The sequence below is a fragment of the Catellatospora paridis genome (genome assembly GCF_009720365.1).
Lineage (GTDB): Bacteria > Actinomycetota > Actinomycetes > Mycobacteriales > Micromonosporaceae > Catellatospora > Catellatospora paridis.
The window spans coordinates 1-16,305 of sequence record NZ_ML769327.1 but is presented as its reverse complement, the minus strand read 5'-3'; the positions used below and the strand labels follow the sequence as shown (position 1 = coordinate 16,305).

15 protein-coding genes and 1 pseudogene are annotated in these 16,305 nt (G+C 71.1%); 4 read left to right on the top strand and 12 right to left on the bottom strand.

From position 1 onward, the window contains the following. Positions 1-107: 107 nt before the first annotated feature. Both F9C41_RS41565 and F9C41_RS41560 read left to right on the top strand, forming a co-directional pair. Positions 108-287, top strand: coding sequence for a hypothetical protein (locus F9C41_RS41565; protein WP_155389963.1), 180 nt, complete (start codon positions 108-110; stop codon positions 285-287). Continuing rightward, positions 284-667, top strand: coding sequence for a type II toxin-antitoxin system death-on-curing family toxin (locus F9C41_RS41560; RefSeq protein ID WP_155389962.1), 384 nt, complete (start codon positions 284-286; stop codon positions 665-667). Before F9C41_RS41565 ends, F9C41_RS41560 begins: the two co-directional genes overlap by 4 nt. A 3-nt stretch (positions 668-670) precedes the next feature. Here the strand turns inward: F9C41_RS41560 and F9C41_RS28795 are convergent, their stop codons facing one another. The 4 genes and pseudogenes from F9C41_RS28795 to F9C41_RS28780 form a co-directional block, all read right to left on the bottom strand. Then, positions 671-1,528 carry a hypothetical protein gene (locus tag F9C41_RS28795; RefSeq protein WP_155389961.1) on the bottom strand — a complete coding sequence of 286 codons (858 nt, stop codon included), beginning with the start codon at positions 1,526-1,528 and terminating at the stop codon, positions 671-673. Beyond that, entirely contained in the window at positions 1,525-2,049 is a 525-nt protein-coding gene (locus F9C41_RS28790; protein WP_230690098.1) for a SigE family RNA polymerase sigma factor, read from the bottom strand. The genes F9C41_RS28795 and F9C41_RS28790 overlap by 4 nt, the downstream gene beginning before the upstream one ends. A 117-nt stretch (positions 2,050-2,166) precedes the next feature. After that, complete coding sequence (locus F9C41_RS28785; RefSeq protein ID WP_120317276.1) at positions 2,167-2,850, bottom strand: response regulator transcription factor; 684 nt, start codon at positions 2,848-2,850, stop codon at positions 2,167-2,169. 184 nt (positions 2,851-3,034) lie between these two features. Next, positions 3,035-4,294 (bottom strand): annotated as a pseudogene (locus F9C41_RS28780) (sensor histidine kinase); the annotation flags it as partial. 227 nt (positions 4,295-4,521) lie between these two features. Between F9C41_RS28780 and phoU the strand changes: the two are divergent. Then, positions 4,522-5,160, top strand: coding sequence for a phosphate signaling complex protein PhoU (gene phoU, locus F9C41_RS28775; protein WP_155389960.1), 639 nt, complete (start codon positions 4,522-4,524; stop codon positions 5,158-5,160). A 162-nt stretch (positions 5,161-5,322) separates the two neighbouring features. Here phoU and F9C41_RS28770 read toward each other — a convergent pair whose 3' ends face one another. From F9C41_RS28770 to F9C41_RS28740, 7 genes are all read right to left on the bottom strand, one after another. Next, positions 5,323-6,267, bottom strand: a complete 945-nt coding sequence (locus tag F9C41_RS28770) for a carbohydrate ABC transporter permease (protein ID WP_155389959.1) — start codon at positions 6,265-6,267, stop codon at positions 5,323-5,325. Positions 6,268-6,278: 11 nt separating this feature from the next. After that, complete coding sequence (locus tag F9C41_RS28765) at positions 6,279-7,268, bottom strand: carbohydrate ABC transporter permease (RefSeq protein WP_155389958.1); 990 nt, start codon at positions 7,266-7,268, stop codon at positions 6,279-6,281. Between the two features lie 71 nt (positions 7,269-7,339). Beyond that, positions 7,340-8,761 (bottom strand): N-acetylglucosamine/diacetylchitobiose ABC transporter substrate-binding protein, encoded by a 1,422-nt coding sequence (gene ngcE / locus F9C41_RS28760; protein WP_196280002.1) that lies wholly within the window; start codon positions 8,759-8,761, stop codon positions 7,340-7,342. Between the two features lie 236 nt (positions 8,762-8,997). Continuing rightward, on the bottom strand, positions 8,998-9,900 hold the full coding sequence (locus F9C41_RS28755) for a MurR/RpiR family transcriptional regulator (protein ID WP_155389956.1): 903 nt from the start codon (positions 9,898-9,900) through the stop codon (positions 8,998-9,000). Between the two features lie 220 nt (positions 9,901-10,120). Next, positions 10,121-11,368, bottom strand: coding sequence for an MFS transporter (locus tag F9C41_RS28750; RefSeq protein ID WP_230690097.1), 1,248 nt, complete (start codon positions 11,366-11,368; stop codon positions 10,121-10,123). 8 nt (positions 11,369-11,376) lie between these two features. Next, positions 11,377-12,591: an MDR family MFS transporter gene (locus tag F9C41_RS28745; protein ID WP_155390015.1), complete on the bottom strand. Its 1,215-nt coding sequence runs from the start codon at positions 12,589-12,591 to the stop codon at positions 11,377-11,379. A gap of 106 nt (positions 12,592-12,697) precedes the next feature. Then, positions 12,698-13,990 carry an MFS transporter gene (locus F9C41_RS28740; RefSeq protein ID WP_407924745.1) on the bottom strand — a complete coding sequence of 431 codons (1,293 nt, stop codon included), beginning with the start codon at positions 13,988-13,990 and terminating at the stop codon, positions 12,698-12,700. A 198-nt stretch (positions 13,991-14,188) separates the two neighbouring features. On the opposite strand from F9C41_RS28740, the gene F9C41_RS28735 reads away from it, so the two are divergent. Further along, positions 14,189-14,935 (top strand): phosphoglyceromutase, encoded by a 747-nt coding sequence (locus F9C41_RS28735; RefSeq protein ID WP_191842436.1) that lies wholly within the window; start codon positions 14,189-14,191, stop codon positions 14,933-14,935. 375 nt (positions 14,936-15,310) lie between these two features. Here the strand turns inward: F9C41_RS28735 and F9C41_RS41555 are convergent. After that, positions 15,311-16,305, bottom strand: a 995-nt coding sequence (locus F9C41_RS41555) for a helix-turn-helix transcriptional regulator (RefSeq protein WP_230690096.1), incomplete at its 5' end; no start/stop codon positions are given.

Genomic DNA, 16,305 nt, shown 5'->3' with positions numbered 1-16,305 from the left:
CATCCGCGATGCCGCCGACGAGCGAAGCGAGGAGAAGGCATGAGCGAACGCAGTGAGCGAATCATGAGCATCCGCGATGCCGCCGACGAGCGAAGCGAGGAGAAGGCATGAGCGAGGAGCAGCTCCGCGGGCGGCAGGCCCCCGCCCCGCCCGCGGTCGACGACGAGGAGCGCCTGGCCGCGCTCGACGACGTCGCCGAGATCGAGCCCGGTCCGGACGGATTCGCCGCCGCCGTGGACGAGATCATGGGCGCGCACACCGAGCTGCTCGCCCGGCTCGCCCAGTGAGCGAGGTCTACGTCCCGACGTACGCCGACGTGCTGGCGATCGCCGACCGGCTCGGCGTGCCGGTGCGCGACCCGGGGCTCGTCGAGTCGGCCGTGGCCCGCCCGCGCAGCACCGTGTTCGGCGCGGACGCCTACCCCGACCTGTGGACGAAGGCGGCGGCCCTGCTCCAGTCGCTGTCGCGCAACCATCCGTTCGTGGACGGCAACAAGCGCATCGGCTGGATCACGGCCACCGCCTTCCTCACCGTCAACGGCGCGGTCACCCGCCGCCGCCTCGCCGCCCTCGACCAGGACGCCGCGTACGACCTGGTCATCGCGGTCTGCACGGGCGAACTCCGCGACATCGAGGAGATCGCCCAGGCGCTGCGCGCCCTCTACTGACGCCTACACCGGGCCGTCGATCGGGGGGAGCTTGCGCTCGGTGTAGCCGGTCGGGATCTTGGCCGCCAGTGGAGCCAGGGACTCGGCGGTGCGGGCCCGCCACTCGAAGTCCATCAGGTTGCGGGAGTCGCCTTCGGGCGTGTGCTTGACCGTCACGCGGCGGACCGCCCGGTAGGTCTGCGCATCCACCCACAGCTCGTCCACGCCGTCCTCGAACTCCAGGCGCAGGTGCAGCACCGCCTGGCCGTCCAGGTCGACGGGGCCGACCAGGGTGTAGCCGTCGCCCCGTTGCAGGGCCGCACGCAGCTCCTCGGGGGTGCCGCCCGCCGGGCCCGGAATGCGCTGGCCCTGCAGCGCCCGGTCGTGGCGCACGAAGGTCCGGTCGTGGTGGAAGACCTGCGTCATGGTGAGCGTGTCGTCGCGTACCACCTGCCACAGGTCCGTCGTCGCCGCGCCGCCGGGTGCCGACAGGTCGGTGATGTACGAGTCGCCGGTCTCCTGGTCGAACCACCACTCGCCGTGCTCGGTCGTGCCGCGGTAGGTGACGGTCTGGACGACGTGCTGCACGTCGTCGCCGGCCAGCGCAGCCACGGCCCGCTCCGACACCATGCCGACGGTCAGCAGCTCCGGCGCGGGCCGCGGACCCGGGTCCGCGGTCGGGGCGGCGGGCGTGCCGCCCAGCGCCGTCAGCGCGACCGCCACCACGGCCGCCAGGCCGAACACGCCGGTGCCGACCGCCCGGCCGGCGGTACGGCGGCGGTTGCGGCGCGCCGCCCGGTCCAGCAGGTCCGGGCTCGGCCGCAGGTCGGCGGTGTGCTCCCGCATCCCCGCCGCCAGTTCCTCTTCCAGTGGGCTGTTCATGAAGGTGCTCCGATCCGCAGTGGGGATTCGTCGAGAGCCCAGGCCGCCGTGATCTCGCGCAGCCGGGCCAGGCCGCGCGAGGCGCTCGATTTGACCGTGCCGACCGAGCAGCCGAGTGCCGCCGCGGCCTCGGCCTCGCTCAACTGCTCCCAGTAGCGCAGCACCAGCACCGCCCGCTGCCTCGGCGGCAGCTGCGCCAGCGCCTGCACCAGCGCGTGGCGCAGGGCGAGCCGTTCCGTGCCGTCGGCATGCGGGGGCGGCTCGACCGTCGCGACGACCTCCCGCCGGCGCAGCCGCAACCGCCAGCTGTCCACGGCCAGGTGGTACATGGTCCGGCGCAGGTAGCCCTCGGGGTCGCCGTCGATGCGGCGCCAGGCCCGCATCATCCGTTCCAGGGCTGCCTGGAGCAGGTCCTCGCCGGCGGTGCGCCCGCCGCTGAGCAGGGTCGCCGTGGCCAGCAGGGCCGGGCCGCGCGAGGCGACCAGGTCCGCCAGTCCGGCGTACGCGTCTCGTGACCGCACAGGCTCTCCTTTCGTCGCCCACCAAGGACGACCCGGTACGCCTGAAGGTTGACTCACCACACAGAAAAGCTCCGCCCGTGGCACCGGGCGGAGCTGCTCAGATCGGCGGTTGCCGGGTCACGGCTCGAACTTGTAACCCAGGCCGCGGACGGTGACGAGGTAACGGGGCGTGGACGGCTCCGGCTCGATCTTCGAGCGCAGCCGCTTCACGTGCACGTCCAGGGTCTTCGTGTCGCCGACGTAGTCGGCGCCCCATACCCGGTCGATCAGCTGGCCGCGGGTCAGCACCCGGCCCGCGTTGCGCAGCAGCAGCTCCAGCAGCTCGAACTCCTTGAGCGGCAGCTGCACCGGCGCGCCGTCGACGGTGACCACGTGCCGCTCCACGTCCATGCGCACCGGACCGGCGGCCAGCGTGCCGCCCGCCACCTCGACCACGTCGGTGGTCTGCCGGCGCAGCACCGCCCGGATGCGGGCGACCAGCTCGCGCGGGGAGTACGGCTTGGTCACGTAATCGTCGGCCCCGATCTCCAGGCCGACCACCTTGTCGATCTCACTGTCCCGTGCGGTGACCATGATGATCGGCACGTGCGAGCGCTGGCGCAGCTGGCGGCACACCTCGGTGCCGGACATCTCCGGCAGCATGAGGTCCAGCAGCACGATGTCCGCGCCGGTGCGGTCGAACTCGGTGAGCGCGGCGGTGCCGGTGGCCGCGACGGACACCTCGAAACCTTCCTTGCGCAGCATGTACGACAGCGCGTCCGAGAACGACTCCTCGTCCTCGACGACCAGTACGCGGGACATCACGCCCACCTTTCGCAGTTGCCAGTCAGCCGGTCTGTGCCGGTCGTGCGGGGTTCGCAGCCGCCGCGGGGGTCGCGTCCTCGGCTGCGAGGTTCACGGCGTCGGCCGCGTGGTTCAAGTCTGCCGGGGCGGAGCCGTCGGCCGGGGTAGGGCGCTGGGGTGCGGGCGTCTCGGCGCCGAGCACCGGTGCCGCATCGATCTCAAAGGAGGCGGGTAGCGGAAGCATCGCCTCCGGGGGTCGGGCAGGTAACCGGAGGGTGAACGTCGAGCCTCCACCCAGGCGGCTGCGCACGTCGACCCGGCCCCCGTGGTTGGTCGCGATGTGCTTGACGATGGCCAGGCCCAGTCCCGTGCCGCCGGTCGCGCGCGAACGCGCCTGGTCGGCCCGGTAGAAACGCTCGAACACCCGGTCCAGATCACCCGGACCGATGCCGATGCCCTGGTCCGACACGCTGATGTCGACCCGGTCGCCCTCGGCCAGCGCGCTGACCACGACCGCCGAGTGCTCGTGCGAGTACGCCACCGCGTTCTCGACCAGGTTGCCCAGCGCCGTGGCGAACTGGTTGTCGTTGCCGTACACGGTCAGCCCGCGGGTGCCGACGACCACCAGCTCGATGTGCTTGGCGGCGGCGTTGGTGCGGGCGCGGTCCAGCGCCTCGGCCACCACCCCGTCCACCATGACCGGCTCCGGGTCGGGCAGCCGCTCGGCGCCCTGCAGCCGGGACAGCTCCAGCAGCTCCGACACCAGCCGGCCGAGCCGCGTGCTCTCCCGCTGGATGCGCTCGGCGAAGCGGCGGCTCGCCGCCACGTCCTCGGCCGCCTGGGCCGCCGCGGCCTCCGGGTCGGCCGGTTGCTCGACCGGCGGCTCGGTGGCGTCCAGCAGCGCCTCGGCCAGCAGTTGCAGCGCGCCGATCGGGGTCTTCAGCTCGTGGCTCACGTTCGCCACGAAGTCGCGGCGCACCCGCTCCACCCGGTGCGCGTCGGTGACGTCGGCCGCCTCCACGCACACCAGGCCGCCGCCCACGGCCACCGCGCGCAGGTGCACGCCGAGCGGCTGCGACTCACCCAGCTCGCGGCCGCGCGGCAGGTCCAGCTCGACCTCGCGCGGCACGCCGGTGTGGCGCACCTGCCCGGCGAGCGTACGCAGGATCGGGTGGGCCGCGATCGTGCCCGGCACGGCGCTGGCCCGCAGCATGCCCATGGCCCGGGCCGCCCGGTTGGCCAGCACGACCTGGTCGGTGCCGTCGAGCAGCACCACCCCCACCCGCAGCGCATCCAGGCTCTTGCGGCCCAGGCCCGCCAGCGGGTCGCCGACCGGCGGCGCGCCCAGCCCCGAGGGACCCAGCGTGTTCACGGCGGTCGCCGCGCGCCGGTGCGCCAGGTAGCGCGCCAGCAGCAGCCCCGCCGTCAGGCCCAGCACGATGCCGACGGCGATGGCCAGCATGAGCGTGCCGCCGTCGAGGGGCGCTGCCAGTACCTTCACGTTGCGATCGTAGGTCAGATCATTCGACCAACGTTCCTGTACAAATCATCTGTAAACTGGCTAAATACGGCATTGGTTGCACAGTGTTCACCGTCGCGCCCATTCCCGTTCACCGGCGTTCACCTTCCGGCCTCGCAGGCCCCCTACCGTGAGGCAGACCCGACCCCCATCGTTACTGGAAGTGATCAATGCGCGAGGAGTTCCGTGCCGACCTGCTCGAGGTCGGCCGCCTGCTGGTCTCCATGGCCGAGGCGGTCCGCACCGCGATGAGCGCGGCAACCACCGCCCTGCTCAGCGCCGACAAGGAGGGCGCCGAGCGCGTCATCGCCCGTGACGAGGAGATCAACGCCCTGTTCCGCGCGGTCGAGGAGAAGGTGCTCCGGTTGCTCGCGCAGCAGGCTCCCGTCGCCTCCGACCTGCGCATGGTGATCACGTCGCTGCACATCGGCACCGACCTGGAGCGCATGGGCGACCTGGCCGAGCACGTCGCCAAGTCGGCGCTGCGCCGCCACCCGGCGGTCTGCGTGCCCGCCGAACTCACCGGGGTCTTCGGCCAGATGGCCAACGTCGCGGACCGCATCGCCGGCAAGATCACGCTGGTGCTCGCGTCCCGCGACATCGAACGCGCCGCCGAGCTGGAGCGCGACGACGACGCCATGGACGAGCTGGAGAAGGCCCTGTTCGAGAAGCTGCTCAACACCGAGTGGACCCACGGCGTCGAAGCCGCCGTCGACGCGGCGCTGCTGGCCCGCTTCTACGAGCGCTACGCCGACCACGCCGTCAACGCCGGCCGCCACGTCATCTACCTGGTAACCGGCGAATCCTGACCCACCCGGGTGCCACGCGACCACCCGAACCCCGTTTTCATAGACGGTGGCCTATCTAGATGACATTTTCGCGATCGAAGTCATCTGGATAGGCCAACGTTTATGCAAGGCGGGGCGTGGGACGGCGTGCGCCGCCCCGCGGGGCGGGGCGGGGCGAGGCGGTTACTTGAGGGTGGCGCCGGTCAGGCCGCTTTGGACCTGGCGGTGGAAGATGAGGTACACGGCGAGGATGGGCAGCATGGCCAGCGTCATGCCGGCGAACAGCCGCGCGAAGTCCGTCTCGTACCTCGCGTTCGTGGCCAGTTCCAGCAGCCCCTGCGTGAGCAGCCGCTTGTCCTCGTCCTTCATGATCACTGTGGGCAGGATGAACTGGTTCCACTGGCCGATCACGTTGAAGATCCCGATCCCGATCAACCCGGGCTTCGCCATCGGCATCATCACCTGGAAGAACAACCGCACGTGCCCCGCTCCGTCCACCGACGCCGCCTCCGCGATGCTCGACGGCAGCGTACGGAAGAACGCGTGCAGGAAGAACACCGTGAACGGCAGCGAGTACGCGACGTACACCAGGATCAGCCCCAGGTGGGTGCTCAACCCGATGACCTCGCCGAGGCCCAGCGCGTTCGCCACGTTGTCGACGGTCAGGTACAGCGGCAGGATGCCCAGGTAGATCGGCATCGTCAGCCCGGCGACGAACATCCAGTACACGGCCCGGTTGCCCCGGAACGGATACCGGGCGAGCACGTACGCCGCCATCGACCCGAGCAGCATGGTCAGCCCGACGCCGCCGATGAGCACGAGCACGGTGTTGAAGAAGAACTCGCCGATGTGCCCCTTGGTCCAGGCGCGGCCGAAGGCTCCCCAGAGCCACTGGTCGGGCAGCCCCAGCGGGTCGTTGATGATCTCGGTGTCGGTCTTGAACGACTGGATGACGGCCCAGATCAGCGGGATGGTGACCAGGGCGCCCCAGATGAACAGGAAGCCGTGCGAGAAGACGTTGAAGACGCGGCCGGTGTCGGCGGTCATCTTCGGTGCGGACTTGGCAGGCGCCGGGGCCGGTGCGGGCTCGGGCGTCGCGGGCGCGTCGGTGGTCGCGAGGTGAGACATGGTGTTGCCCCTCAGAACTCGAGCTTGTCGCGGCTGCGGGTGAGCCGCATCTGCGCGGCGGCGAAGAGCAGCGTCAGGATGGCGATGGAGACGCCCATGGCGCAGGCGAACGCGAAGGAGTCGAACCGGGAGGGCCGGAACGCGTTCGACATCATGTAGGAGCTCATCACCTGGCTGGCGTCGTTCGGTCCGCCGCCGCCGGGGCCGGGCGTCATGCCGACGACCAGGGCGTAGAAGTCGAGCGCGGCGATGCCGAGGTAGACCCAGGCGACGGAGACGTGCTCGCGCAGCAGCGGCAGGGTGACCCGGAAGAACGTCTGCACGCGGGTGGCGCCGTCCAGCGTCGCCGCCTCGAAGATGTCCTTGGGGATGGACTGCATCGCGGCCGAGAAGAGGATGAGGTAGAAGCCGACGCCGCCCCAGATCGCGATGAGGATCAGGCAGACCAGGACGACGGGCGCCTCGAAGGTGAAGTCGCCGAGGTGGATCGGCGGGAAGACGGAGTCGGACTCGGCGAGGAACAGCAGCGGCTTGTCTTTTTCGACGAGGCCGAGCTTCATCAGCAGCGAGTTGATCATGCCGCCGTCGTTGCTCTGGAACACCCGGCGCCAGATGACGGCGACGATGGCGATGGAGAGCACCTGCGGGAAGAAGAAGATGAATTTGTACACCGACGAGCCGCGCACGCCGCGCACGCCGGCCTTGTCACCGCGCCCGCCCACGTTGAGCATGAACGCGAAGAACAGCGCGAGCAGGATGGTGACGACCGGGTAGACCGTCAGCACCACGACGTTGTGGCCGAGCGCCCGCAGGAAGACGTCATCGGCGAACAGCTCCACGTAGTTGCCGAATCCGACGTACGCGTAGTCCGGGCTGAAGCCGGAGAAGTCGGTGACGGAGTAGTACGCCGTCTGCGCGTACGGGTAGAGGACGTACACCGCGTACAGCAGGATCGGGGCGAAGAGGAACCCTGTGATGAAACGGGCTCTGCCGAACGACATGGTCGGAAGTCCTTTGCTGGCCACAACGGAGGGATGGGGCGGGGCCGGAGGTCCGGCCCCGCCCGTTGCGATCAGGAAGCCTTCTGCTTCACGATCTTGTCGTCCTTCGCCACCTCGTCGGCGGCCTTCTGCACGGCGGCCTGGAACGCGGCCGGGGTGCTCTTGCCGGCGGCCAGCTCGGTCGCGGCCGCGAAGACCGCGTTCTGCAGCGGGACGTACCAGCCGGCGTAGCGCCAGTTGATGACCTCCGGCGCCGCGGCGGCGACCTTGGAGGCCGACGACAGGGCGCTGGAGATGGTGAGGCCGTCGGCCGCACCCTTCACCACGGGCAGCGACTTGGTGAGCTCGGCGAACTTGCGAGCCTGCTCCTTGCCCAGCATCATGCGCAGGAACTCCTGGCCACCGGCCGGGTTCTTGGCCTTGGTGGGGACGATGAAGCCCTCACCGGGGGCCGCGTGCACGGTGCCGTACTTGGCCTTGTCCGCCGACGACAGGTCCCACGGCGGCGCGACGGCCAGCTTGACCGTTGCCGGCAGGGTCTTGGCCATCTCGCCCTCGAGCCAGGAACCGCACCAGATGAACAGCGCCTTGCCGTCGATGACGGCCTGCTGGGTGGTGGTGTGGTCCAGGCCGGACGCGCCCGCCTGGATCCAGCCCTTGCTGGCCATCTCGGCGATGCGCTCGGCGGCGACCTTGACCGCGTCCTGCTTCCACGCGTCGGGCTCGAGGTTGTCGATCTTGAGGATCGCCTCCTTGCCGCCGACCTTGTAGATCCACTCCGTGATCACGTTGTGGATGTACCAGGGGTGGATGCCCTGGAAGGTGTAGGCGGCGATGCCCTTCTTCTTGGCAGCCTCGGCCAGGGTGGAGAACTCCTCCCAGGTCTTCGGGACGGTCCACCCCTCCTTCTGGAACAGCGCCTCGTCGTACCAGTGGCCGTAGATCGAGTAGGCGTAGTTCAGCGTGTACATCTTGCCGTTGAACGTGCCCTCCTCCACGACGCCGGCGACCAGGGTGTCGCGCACCTTGACCTTCGGGTCGTCGTAGCTCGGCGCGTCCAGCAGCGCGGTCAGGTCGACCAGCTGGCCGCCCTGCACGACCGGACCCACCGGGATGGTCTCCGGCGACGAGTTGTTCAGCACGTCCGGCGGGTTGCCGCCGTAGAAGCGCGGCTGGTAGTCGGTCAGGATGGTCTTCGAGAACTTCAGCTCGACCTTGCTGCCCGCCCACTTGGCCTCGTAGGCGGCCACGTCGAACTTGGCGTAGTCCTCGCCGAAGCCGCCGTTGAAGAACGCGACCTCCAGCGGCTGCTTGTCACCGACGCCGAACGGGTTGGCCTCGGTCTTCTCGCCGGTGGTGCCACCCTCGCCGTCCTCGCTGGCGCACGCGGCCAGGGCGCTGATGGCGGGGGCGGCGAGCAGACCGACGGCAGCGGCCCGGCGCAACACGGTGCGGCGGTTCAGCTCCGACGGGCTGTCGGGGGTTACGGTCATGACAATCTCCTCGTACGAGATATCGCGGCGCGTCGGGCCCATCCGGCGCGTCGCTGCACTTCGATCTGGTGTTGCGCTTCCCCGGGGGTGCCGGGAAACGTCACGCCGCGGGGCGTGACCAGATGCCGCAGCGGTGCGTCGCTTGACGTCGCCGCGTCTACCGGCACAGATGCGCCGGAGTCTGTGGCACGGCCCGAAGCCGTGCGGGTGAAAACCGCCGTGAGGGTGGACATCGCTCACACCACCTCCCGGAGGCGGTGACCGGCGACCGCCTGGGCGGTGCGCTGGAACGCCGCGTGCGCACGCTCGTGGGTGCGCTGCGCGACGGCGATGTACAGCAGGTCGAGCACGACCAGCTGCGGGTGGCGGGCCGAGAGCGAGTCCGGCCGGAACGTGGTGGCCTGCGTCGCCGTGGTCAGCACGACGTCGGCGACGTCGGCCAGCGGCGAGCGCGGGAAGCTGGTGAGCGCGACCGTGATCGCGCCGCGGCTGCCGGCCTCGGCGACCATCTCGATGGTCTCCCGGGTCTGGCCGGAGTGCGAGATGCCCAGCGCGACGTCGCCGGCGCTGAGCAGCGCGGCGCTGGCCAGTCCGTTGTGCACGTCGGGCCAGGACCAGGCGGCGATGCCGATGCGGTGCAGCGAGAACTGCATCTCCGCACCGACCAGCGCCGAGCCGGAGGCCCCGTAGATGTCGACGCGCTCGGCCGCGGCGATGGCCTCGGCTGCTCGCTCGACCTCGACCAGGTCGGTCATCGCGGCGGTGTCCTGCATGGCCCGGGTGTCGGCGGCCATGATCTGGCCGAGCACGCGCTCCAGCGGGTCGCCGGGCTCGATCTCGCGGCCGATGTCGACTAGCCAGCCCGCGGAGCGGGCGGCGCGACCGGTCTCGCCGGCGATGGCGAGCCGGAGGTCGGCGTATCCCTCGAAGCCGACCGCCCGGCAGAACCGGGTGATGGTGGCGGGCGAGGTGTGCGAACGCTCGGCGAGCTCCACGATGGTCGCCCGCGCGGCACCGGCCGGGTCGGTCAGCACCTGCTCCGCGACGCGCCGCAGGGCGCCCGTGAACTCCGGGAGCTTGGCACGCAAACGGGCGAGCACGCTGTCCGTGCCTGCCGTCGAGTACGCGCCTCGTTCCACGTTCGTCAACCTCTTTTAGGAAGGAGTGTTAACTGTATGTGGAAAGAATTCTTACTTAATTTGGCGCTGTGTCAACAGTCACGTCGGCCGTTTTCAAACCGTTACTTTGCGACATCCTTCGATGGGATGAGCCACTCATCGGCCATTCGGTGGAGTCGATGTCACCCGGTTATCACAGCGCAGCGGCTCACTCCAGTGATGCGCCGCGATCCCTTGCGGATCAGGCGAAAGCGGGCTCGACCGTCGCTTGTGGGGTGATTTCCGCGTCGCGGATCGATGCCGCGCGCGCCTCGCGCCGGCGGGCCGTCCACAGGTGACCCGCCGCGCCCAGCAGGCCCAGCGCGCCGCACGCGATCCAGTGCCACGGGCCGAGGTGCTGCAGGCTCCAGCCGCCCACCGACGGTGCGACGAAACCGGCCGCCGGGAACACCAGGAAGAAGACACCCTGGTAGCGGCCGCGCAGCGCGGTCGGGGCGAGCTCGGCGATGATCGAGGCGTTCGGCGGCGCGGCCAGCATCTGGCCCACCGTCCACACCGACGCGGCGGCCACGTACACCCAGAGCCGGTCGGCCAGGAACACCGTGCTGTAGCCGAGCGCGAGCAGCGTGAACGCCGCCGCCAGCACGACCGCGTGGCGGCGCGCGCCGATCAGCCGGGGCACGAACAGCTGCCCCACCACGATCATCGCCCCGCCCAGCGAGACGACCAGGCCGTACGCCGACGGGCGCAGCCCGTCTCCCTCCATCGCCAACTGCAGGATCGACTGCCCCTGCACGGTGAGCAGGGCCAGCACGAAGGTAAGCCCGACGAAGGTCAGGAACACCCGGTCCCGCAGCACGACGGGCAGCCCGCCCCGCTCACCGGGCACCGCCGCCGCCGCGGGTCGGCGGCGCTGCAGGGTCTCCGGCACGAGCCGCCAGACCAGCACCGCGGTCACCGCCGTCATACCCGCGTCGATGAGGAACAGGGCGAGGAAGCTGAACTCGGCGATCACGCCCGCCAGCGCGGCGGCGATCGCGCCGCCCATGTTGAACGCCCAGAACTGCAGGTTGAAGGCGCGGGAGCGGTCGGCCTCGGGCAGCACGTCGACGATCGCGGCGACGGTGGCCGGGCCGGGCAGCGAGTGCGCCAGCCCGACGGCGGCGGCCAGCACCGCGATGAGCCAGATCGGCCGGGCCAGGCCGAGCCCGACCATCAGCACCGCCGCCGTGGAGGTGCCCGCGAGGTAGGTCGCCTTACGCCCCCAGCGGTCGGCCAGCACCCCGCCGAGCAGCGTGCCGCCCGCGCCACCGGCCCCGTACGCGCCGACCACGAGGCCGGCGACGGCGACCGAAGCGCCGCGCGCCGTGGTCAGGTAGATCGGCAGCAGCAGCATGCCGAACGCGCCCACCCGGTTCACCAGCATCGCCGAGAAGAGCATCCAGAAGGTACGCGGCAGCCCGGCCACCGACTCCCGAACGAACCGCATACCTGTCCTCACACCGCCTGTAGTGCTTCGGCCCGGCGCTCGCGGGCCGGGCCCGACCAGAGCTGACCGGCCGCGGCGACGATAGCGATCACGCCGCAGCCCAGCCACAGCGCCTCGTCCCCGAGGTGCTGCTGCACGTATCCGCCCAGCACCGGCGCGGCGAACCCGGCCACCGACCAAGACAGCGACATCACCCCCTGGTAACGACCGCGCAGGGCGGCCGGGGACAGCGCCGCGGTCAGCGTCGAGTTGGACGGCGAGTTCAGCATCTCGCCGACCGTCCAGACCAGCACGGTCAGCGCGTAGAACGCGACCGAGTCGGCGAACGCGGTCAACCCGAAGCCGAGCCCGATGATCACTGCCGCCACCGCGAGCACGCGCGAGCGGTCGTACGACTTGATCAGTTTGGGGATGAACAGCTGCCCGGCCACGATGAGCACCCCGTTGAGCGCGATGACCAGGCCGTACTGCTGCGCCGGGATGCCGTCGCCGGTCATCGCGATGGGCAGCGTGGACAGGTGCTGCATGAAGACGAACGAGATCAGCAGGTTCACCGCGACGAAGCCGAGGAAGACCCGGTCGCGCAGCACCGTGCCGATGCCCGCCCGCTCGACCGGCGCATGCGGCGCGACGGCGGGCCGCTCCCGGTGCGGCTCGCGCACCTTGAGCAGGATGAACAGGAACGGCGCGAGCGCCGTCCCCGCGTTCACCAGGAAGATCAGCTTCGGGTCGGCCGCGGCGGCCAGCCCGGCCAGCGTGGCGGCCACGGCGAAGCCCACGTTGACGGCCCAGTAGTTGAGCGTGAACGCGCGCAGCCGGTCCTTCGCGGGCACCACGTCGACCATCAGCGCCTGGAACGCGGGGCGCGACGCCTCGCCGACCAGGCCGAATAGGAAGGTCAGCGGCGCGATCACCCAGAAGCCCTGGGCGAAGGCCAACGCCACCAGCAGCAGCACGCCGCCCAGGTGCGCGACGAGCAGGGTGATCCGGCGCCCGATCCGGTCCGCGGCCACGCCGCCGGCCAGGGTGCCGATCGCGCCGCCCGCCGCCCACAGGCCGAGCACCAGCCCGGACCGGGACGGCGAGAAGCCCTGCACCGTGGTCAGGTAGATGGTCAGGTAGACGATGACGAAGCCGCCGGCCCGGTTGATCAGCGAACCGGTCCACAGGTACCAGTACGTCGCGGGCAGCCCGCCGGTCGTCTCCGCGAACCAGCGCCGCACGCCGCCCGGCCCGGGTCCGGCCGAGCCGGGGCCGTCCGCCGCAGGCCCGGCTGAGCCGGCCGCCACCAGGACCGCGCCGGCCGAATCGGTGGCCGGGCGGGATGTCTCAAGCCGCGACGGGGGCAAGGTCCGCTCCTTCCACGACCGGCTTGGGCTCGGCCATGGCGCGGGCACGGCGCTCGCGGACCGGGCCGCTGAGCAGCTGGCCGACCGCGACGACGACGCCGAGCGCGGCCAGCACCAGCCACAACGTGGCGGGCGGGGCGTACTGGAGCATCGCGCCGCCGGCCACCGGGGCGACGAAGTTGGCGGCGGTGAACCCCATCGAGGCGACACCCTGGTAGCGCCCCCGCATCGCGGGCTGGGACAGGTCGGCGATCAGCGTGCCGTTGACCGGCGCGTTCAGCATCTCGCCCGCGGTCCACACCACGACGGTCAGCATCAGCATGGGCACCGTGCCGGCGATCGCGGTCGCGCCCATGCCGAAGCCGACGAGCAGCGCCGCCAGCGCCAGCACCCGGCTGCGGTTGCGGCCCGCCAGCAGCTTGGGCACGAACAGCTGGAAGGCGACGATCATGATGCCGTTGACGGCGATGACCGTGCCGTAGTCGGCCGCGTCCATGCCCCGCTGGTGCATCGCGATCGGGATCAGCTTGCAGGACTCGATGATGATCCACAGACCGAGGTTGAGCAGCACGAAGGTCATGAAGACCCGGTCGCGCAGCACCGTGGCGATGCTGCCCTCGACCGGCACGCGGACGGTCGCGGACCGCGCCGGAGCGGCGGAGCCCGCCGTGCCGGGTAGGACGCCCCTGATCGGCTGGGTCTCCGGAACCCGCCAGAACACGATCGCCGCCATGGTCAGCTGCGCTGCCGCGTTGAGCAGGAACACGGTCAGGTGCGGGGTGCGCGCCAGCACGCCGGCCAGCACCGCGGCGCACGAGAAGCCCAGGTTGATGGCCCAGTAGTTGAGGTTCATGCCGCGCATGCGCATGCTCGGGCCGAGCACGTCGACCATGGTCGCGGAGAAGGCGGGGCGGCCCAGTCCGTTCCAGAAGCCGTACACCGCGGCCAGCAGCGCGACCGCGACCGGCTGGAACACGAAGCCGAGCACCACGGCCGTCGCCGCGAGCGCGACGTTGGACAGCAGCAGCGAGGACCGGCGGCCCCAGCGGTCGGCCAGCACCCCGCCGGCCAGCGAGCCCAGCGCCATGCCGCCGCCGAACAACCCGAGCACGAGACCGGCGAAGGTCGGCGAGAAGCCGTACTCGACCACCATGTGGATCTCGAGGTACAGCATCACGAACGCGCCGGTCCGGTTGATCAAGGTGCCGGTCCACAGGTACCAGAAGATCTTCGGCAGTCCGCCCGCCGTCTGCGCCAACCAGCCCCGCAACACGCACCCCTGTAATGCTCGCAATCCATCTGGTGCCTTACAACCTAGGCCGCGGATACGACGAAAGTCACCCGGGATTTCACGTGGTGGTCGTCACTGTGCTGCACATACGCCTCGGCGGCCGCTCCGCTTCGCTGCGCAGCCGTTCGCCGTCAGGGGCTGCTCACAGGCCCTTGACGGCGATCAGAGAGGATGTCAGTCATGGTTGGAACACTGGTGCTGCTGCGGCACGGCTACAGCGAATGGAACGCCAAGAACCTCTTCACCGGCTGGGTCGACGTGGACCTGAACGCCCAGGGCGAGGCCGAGGCGCGCCGCGGCGGCGAGCTGCTCAAGGAACACGGACTGCTGCCCGACGTGGTGCACACCAGCGTGCTGCGGCGCGCCATCCGCACCAGCGAGATCGCGCTCAACACGGCGGACCGGTCCTGGATCCCGGTGTCGCGCAGCTGGCGGCTCAACGAGCGCCACTACGGCGCGCTGCAGGGCAAGGACAAGAAGCAGACCCTCGACACGTACGGCGAGGAGCAGTTCATGCTCTGGCGCCGCTCGTACGACACCCCGCCCCCGCCGATCGCCGACGACGACGAGTTCTCGCAGGTGGGCGACGCCCGCTACGCGCTGCTGCCGGACGAGCTGAAGCCGCGTACGGAGTGCCTCAAGGACGTCGTGGGCCGGATGCTGCCGTACTGGTACGACGCGATCATCCCGGACCTGCGCGCGGGCCGCACGGTGCTCGTGGTCGCCCACGGCAACTCGCTGCGCGCCCTGGTCAAGCACCTGGACGGCATCTCCGACGAGGCGATCGCCGCCCTCAACATCCCGACCGGCATCCCCCTGCGCTACGACCTGGACGAGAACCTGCGCCCCACCGTCAAGGGCGGCACCTACCTCGACCCCGCCGCGGCCGCCGAAGCCGCCGCCGCCGTCGCCAACCAGGGCCGCTGACCTGCCCCACCCACCCTGCGGCAACTCTTAAAGACTCGCGCTTTCGGGACACACCTGAAGGCGCGAGTCTTTAAGAGTTGCGCCAGGTGGGTGCGGGGGCCGGTGGTGGGCTGGACATGCCGGTGGCCGGCGGCGACGCTCACCCCCGTTAGCGTCGCCGGCCGGCCGACCGGTCTCAGGTGGCGGCCGTCCCCCAACGGCGTGGTGCCACCCATCCCCCGGCGCATCCGCTCGGCGCCACAACCGATAAATGATCGGCTGGGCCATCCCCCGGGTTTCATCGAGCGATGCGCTTGAAAGAGACGCTACGCCGCTGGTCAAGTGGCCGTCCAGTCATTTGCGAATCTCATTCGTAACACTTCGTAACGGCAACCTCTACGGTGAGCTACCGTCTCCCAGCTTTCTGATCAGCTCCAGCCGGGTCCGCACGCCGAGCTTGCGGTAGATGCTCGCCAGGTGGGTCTCCACGGTCCGCTCCCCGAGGACCAACGCGCTCGCGATCTCCTTCGCAGGCGCTCCGCGCAGTGCCCACGCCAGCACCTCCCGCTCCCGCGTGGTCAGCCCGCCCGACCCGGCGTCCGGGCCCGACCAGCCCCGCAGCGCCCGATCGGCGGCCTCCGCCGCGGCCGGATCGACGAGCTGCCCGGCGGCCAGCGCCCGGTCGGCCGCCGCCGGATCGGGGCGGCCGCGCAGGGCGGCCAGCTCGGCTGCGGCCCGCAGCGCGTACCAGCGCACCAGTGCCGTGGGACGCCCCTCCCCCAGCGCCGCCGTCTGGGCGAGCAGCGCCATGGCACGGCTCTTCTCGCCCCGCCACACCGCGTCGGCCGCCGCCAGGTCGTACGCCCGCGCCTGCAGCTCGGCGTCGCCCAGCGCGGCGGCCTCGCGTACCACCTGGTCCAGCCGACCGCCCGCAGCCAGCAGCGCCTCCGCCACGGCCCGCGGGTCGCCACCGGCGCGGGCCAGGTCCAGCGCCCGCTCGGCCAGTTCCGCCTGCCCCAGCTCGTCGGCCAGGCGCGCCATGAGCCGCGCCGCGACCGAGTGCTGCTCCGGCGGCAATCCGGCGGGGGGCAGCGCCGCGCAGGCGTCCCGCAGCGCGGCCACCCGCACCGGATCGACCGGCACCAGCATGGTGTGCATGCCGGCACTCGCGTGCGGCCCTGTTCCCGACGCGCCTGAACGCGAACCCTGGCCCGGTCCGTGCGCTGCGGCGTTCGCCAGCGAACCCGCGCTCGGACGCGGACCCAGCCCCAGCGCTGCCGCGGCGATCAAGCCGAGGTCCCCGGCACGCAGGCCCAGCCGCAGCGCGCCGGTCAGCGACGCCCGGCCGGCCTCGCGGGCCGCCGCGCTGCCCGCGCCGCGCAGCCGGGCCG

What these genes read in the sequence shown, in the direction of transcription:
- F9C41_RS41565 (WP_155389963.1), top strand. Translation starts at nt 108, where the DNA reads ATGAGCGAGGAGCAGCTCCGCGGGCGGCAGGCCCCCGCCCCGCCCGCG.
- F9C41_RS28795 (WP_155389961.1), bottom strand. Translation starts at nt 1,528, where the DNA reads ATGAACAGCCCACTGGAAGAGGAACTGGCGGCGGGGATGCGGGAGCAC.
- F9C41_RS28785 (WP_120317276.1), bottom strand. Translation starts at nt 2,850, where the DNA reads ATGTCCCGCGTACTGGTCGTCGAGGACGAGGAGTCGTTCTCGGACGCG.
- phoU (WP_155389960.1), top strand. Translation starts at nt 4,522, where the DNA reads ATGCGCGAGGAGTTCCGTGCCGACCTGCTCGAGGTCGGCCGCCTGCTG.
- F9C41_RS28770 (WP_155389959.1), bottom strand. Translation starts at nt 6,267, where the DNA reads ATGTCTCACCTCGCGACCACCGACGCGCCCGCGACGCCCGAGCCCGCA.
- F9C41_RS28765 (WP_155389958.1), bottom strand. Translation starts at nt 7,268, where the DNA reads ATGTCGTTCGGCAGAGCCCGTTTCATCACAGGGTTCCTCTTCGCCCCG.
- ngcE (WP_196280002.1), bottom strand. Translation starts at nt 8,761, where the DNA reads ATGACCGTAACCCCCGACAGCCCGTCGGAGCTGAACCGCCGCACCGTG.
- F9C41_RS28750 (WP_230690097.1), bottom strand. Translation starts at nt 11,368, where the DNA reads ATGCGGTTCGTTCGGGAGTCGGTGGCCGGGCTGCCGCGTACCTTCTGG.
- F9C41_RS28735 (WP_191842436.1), top strand. Translation starts at nt 14,189, where the DNA reads ATGGTTGGAACACTGGTGCTGCTGCGGCACGGCTACAGCGAATGGAAC.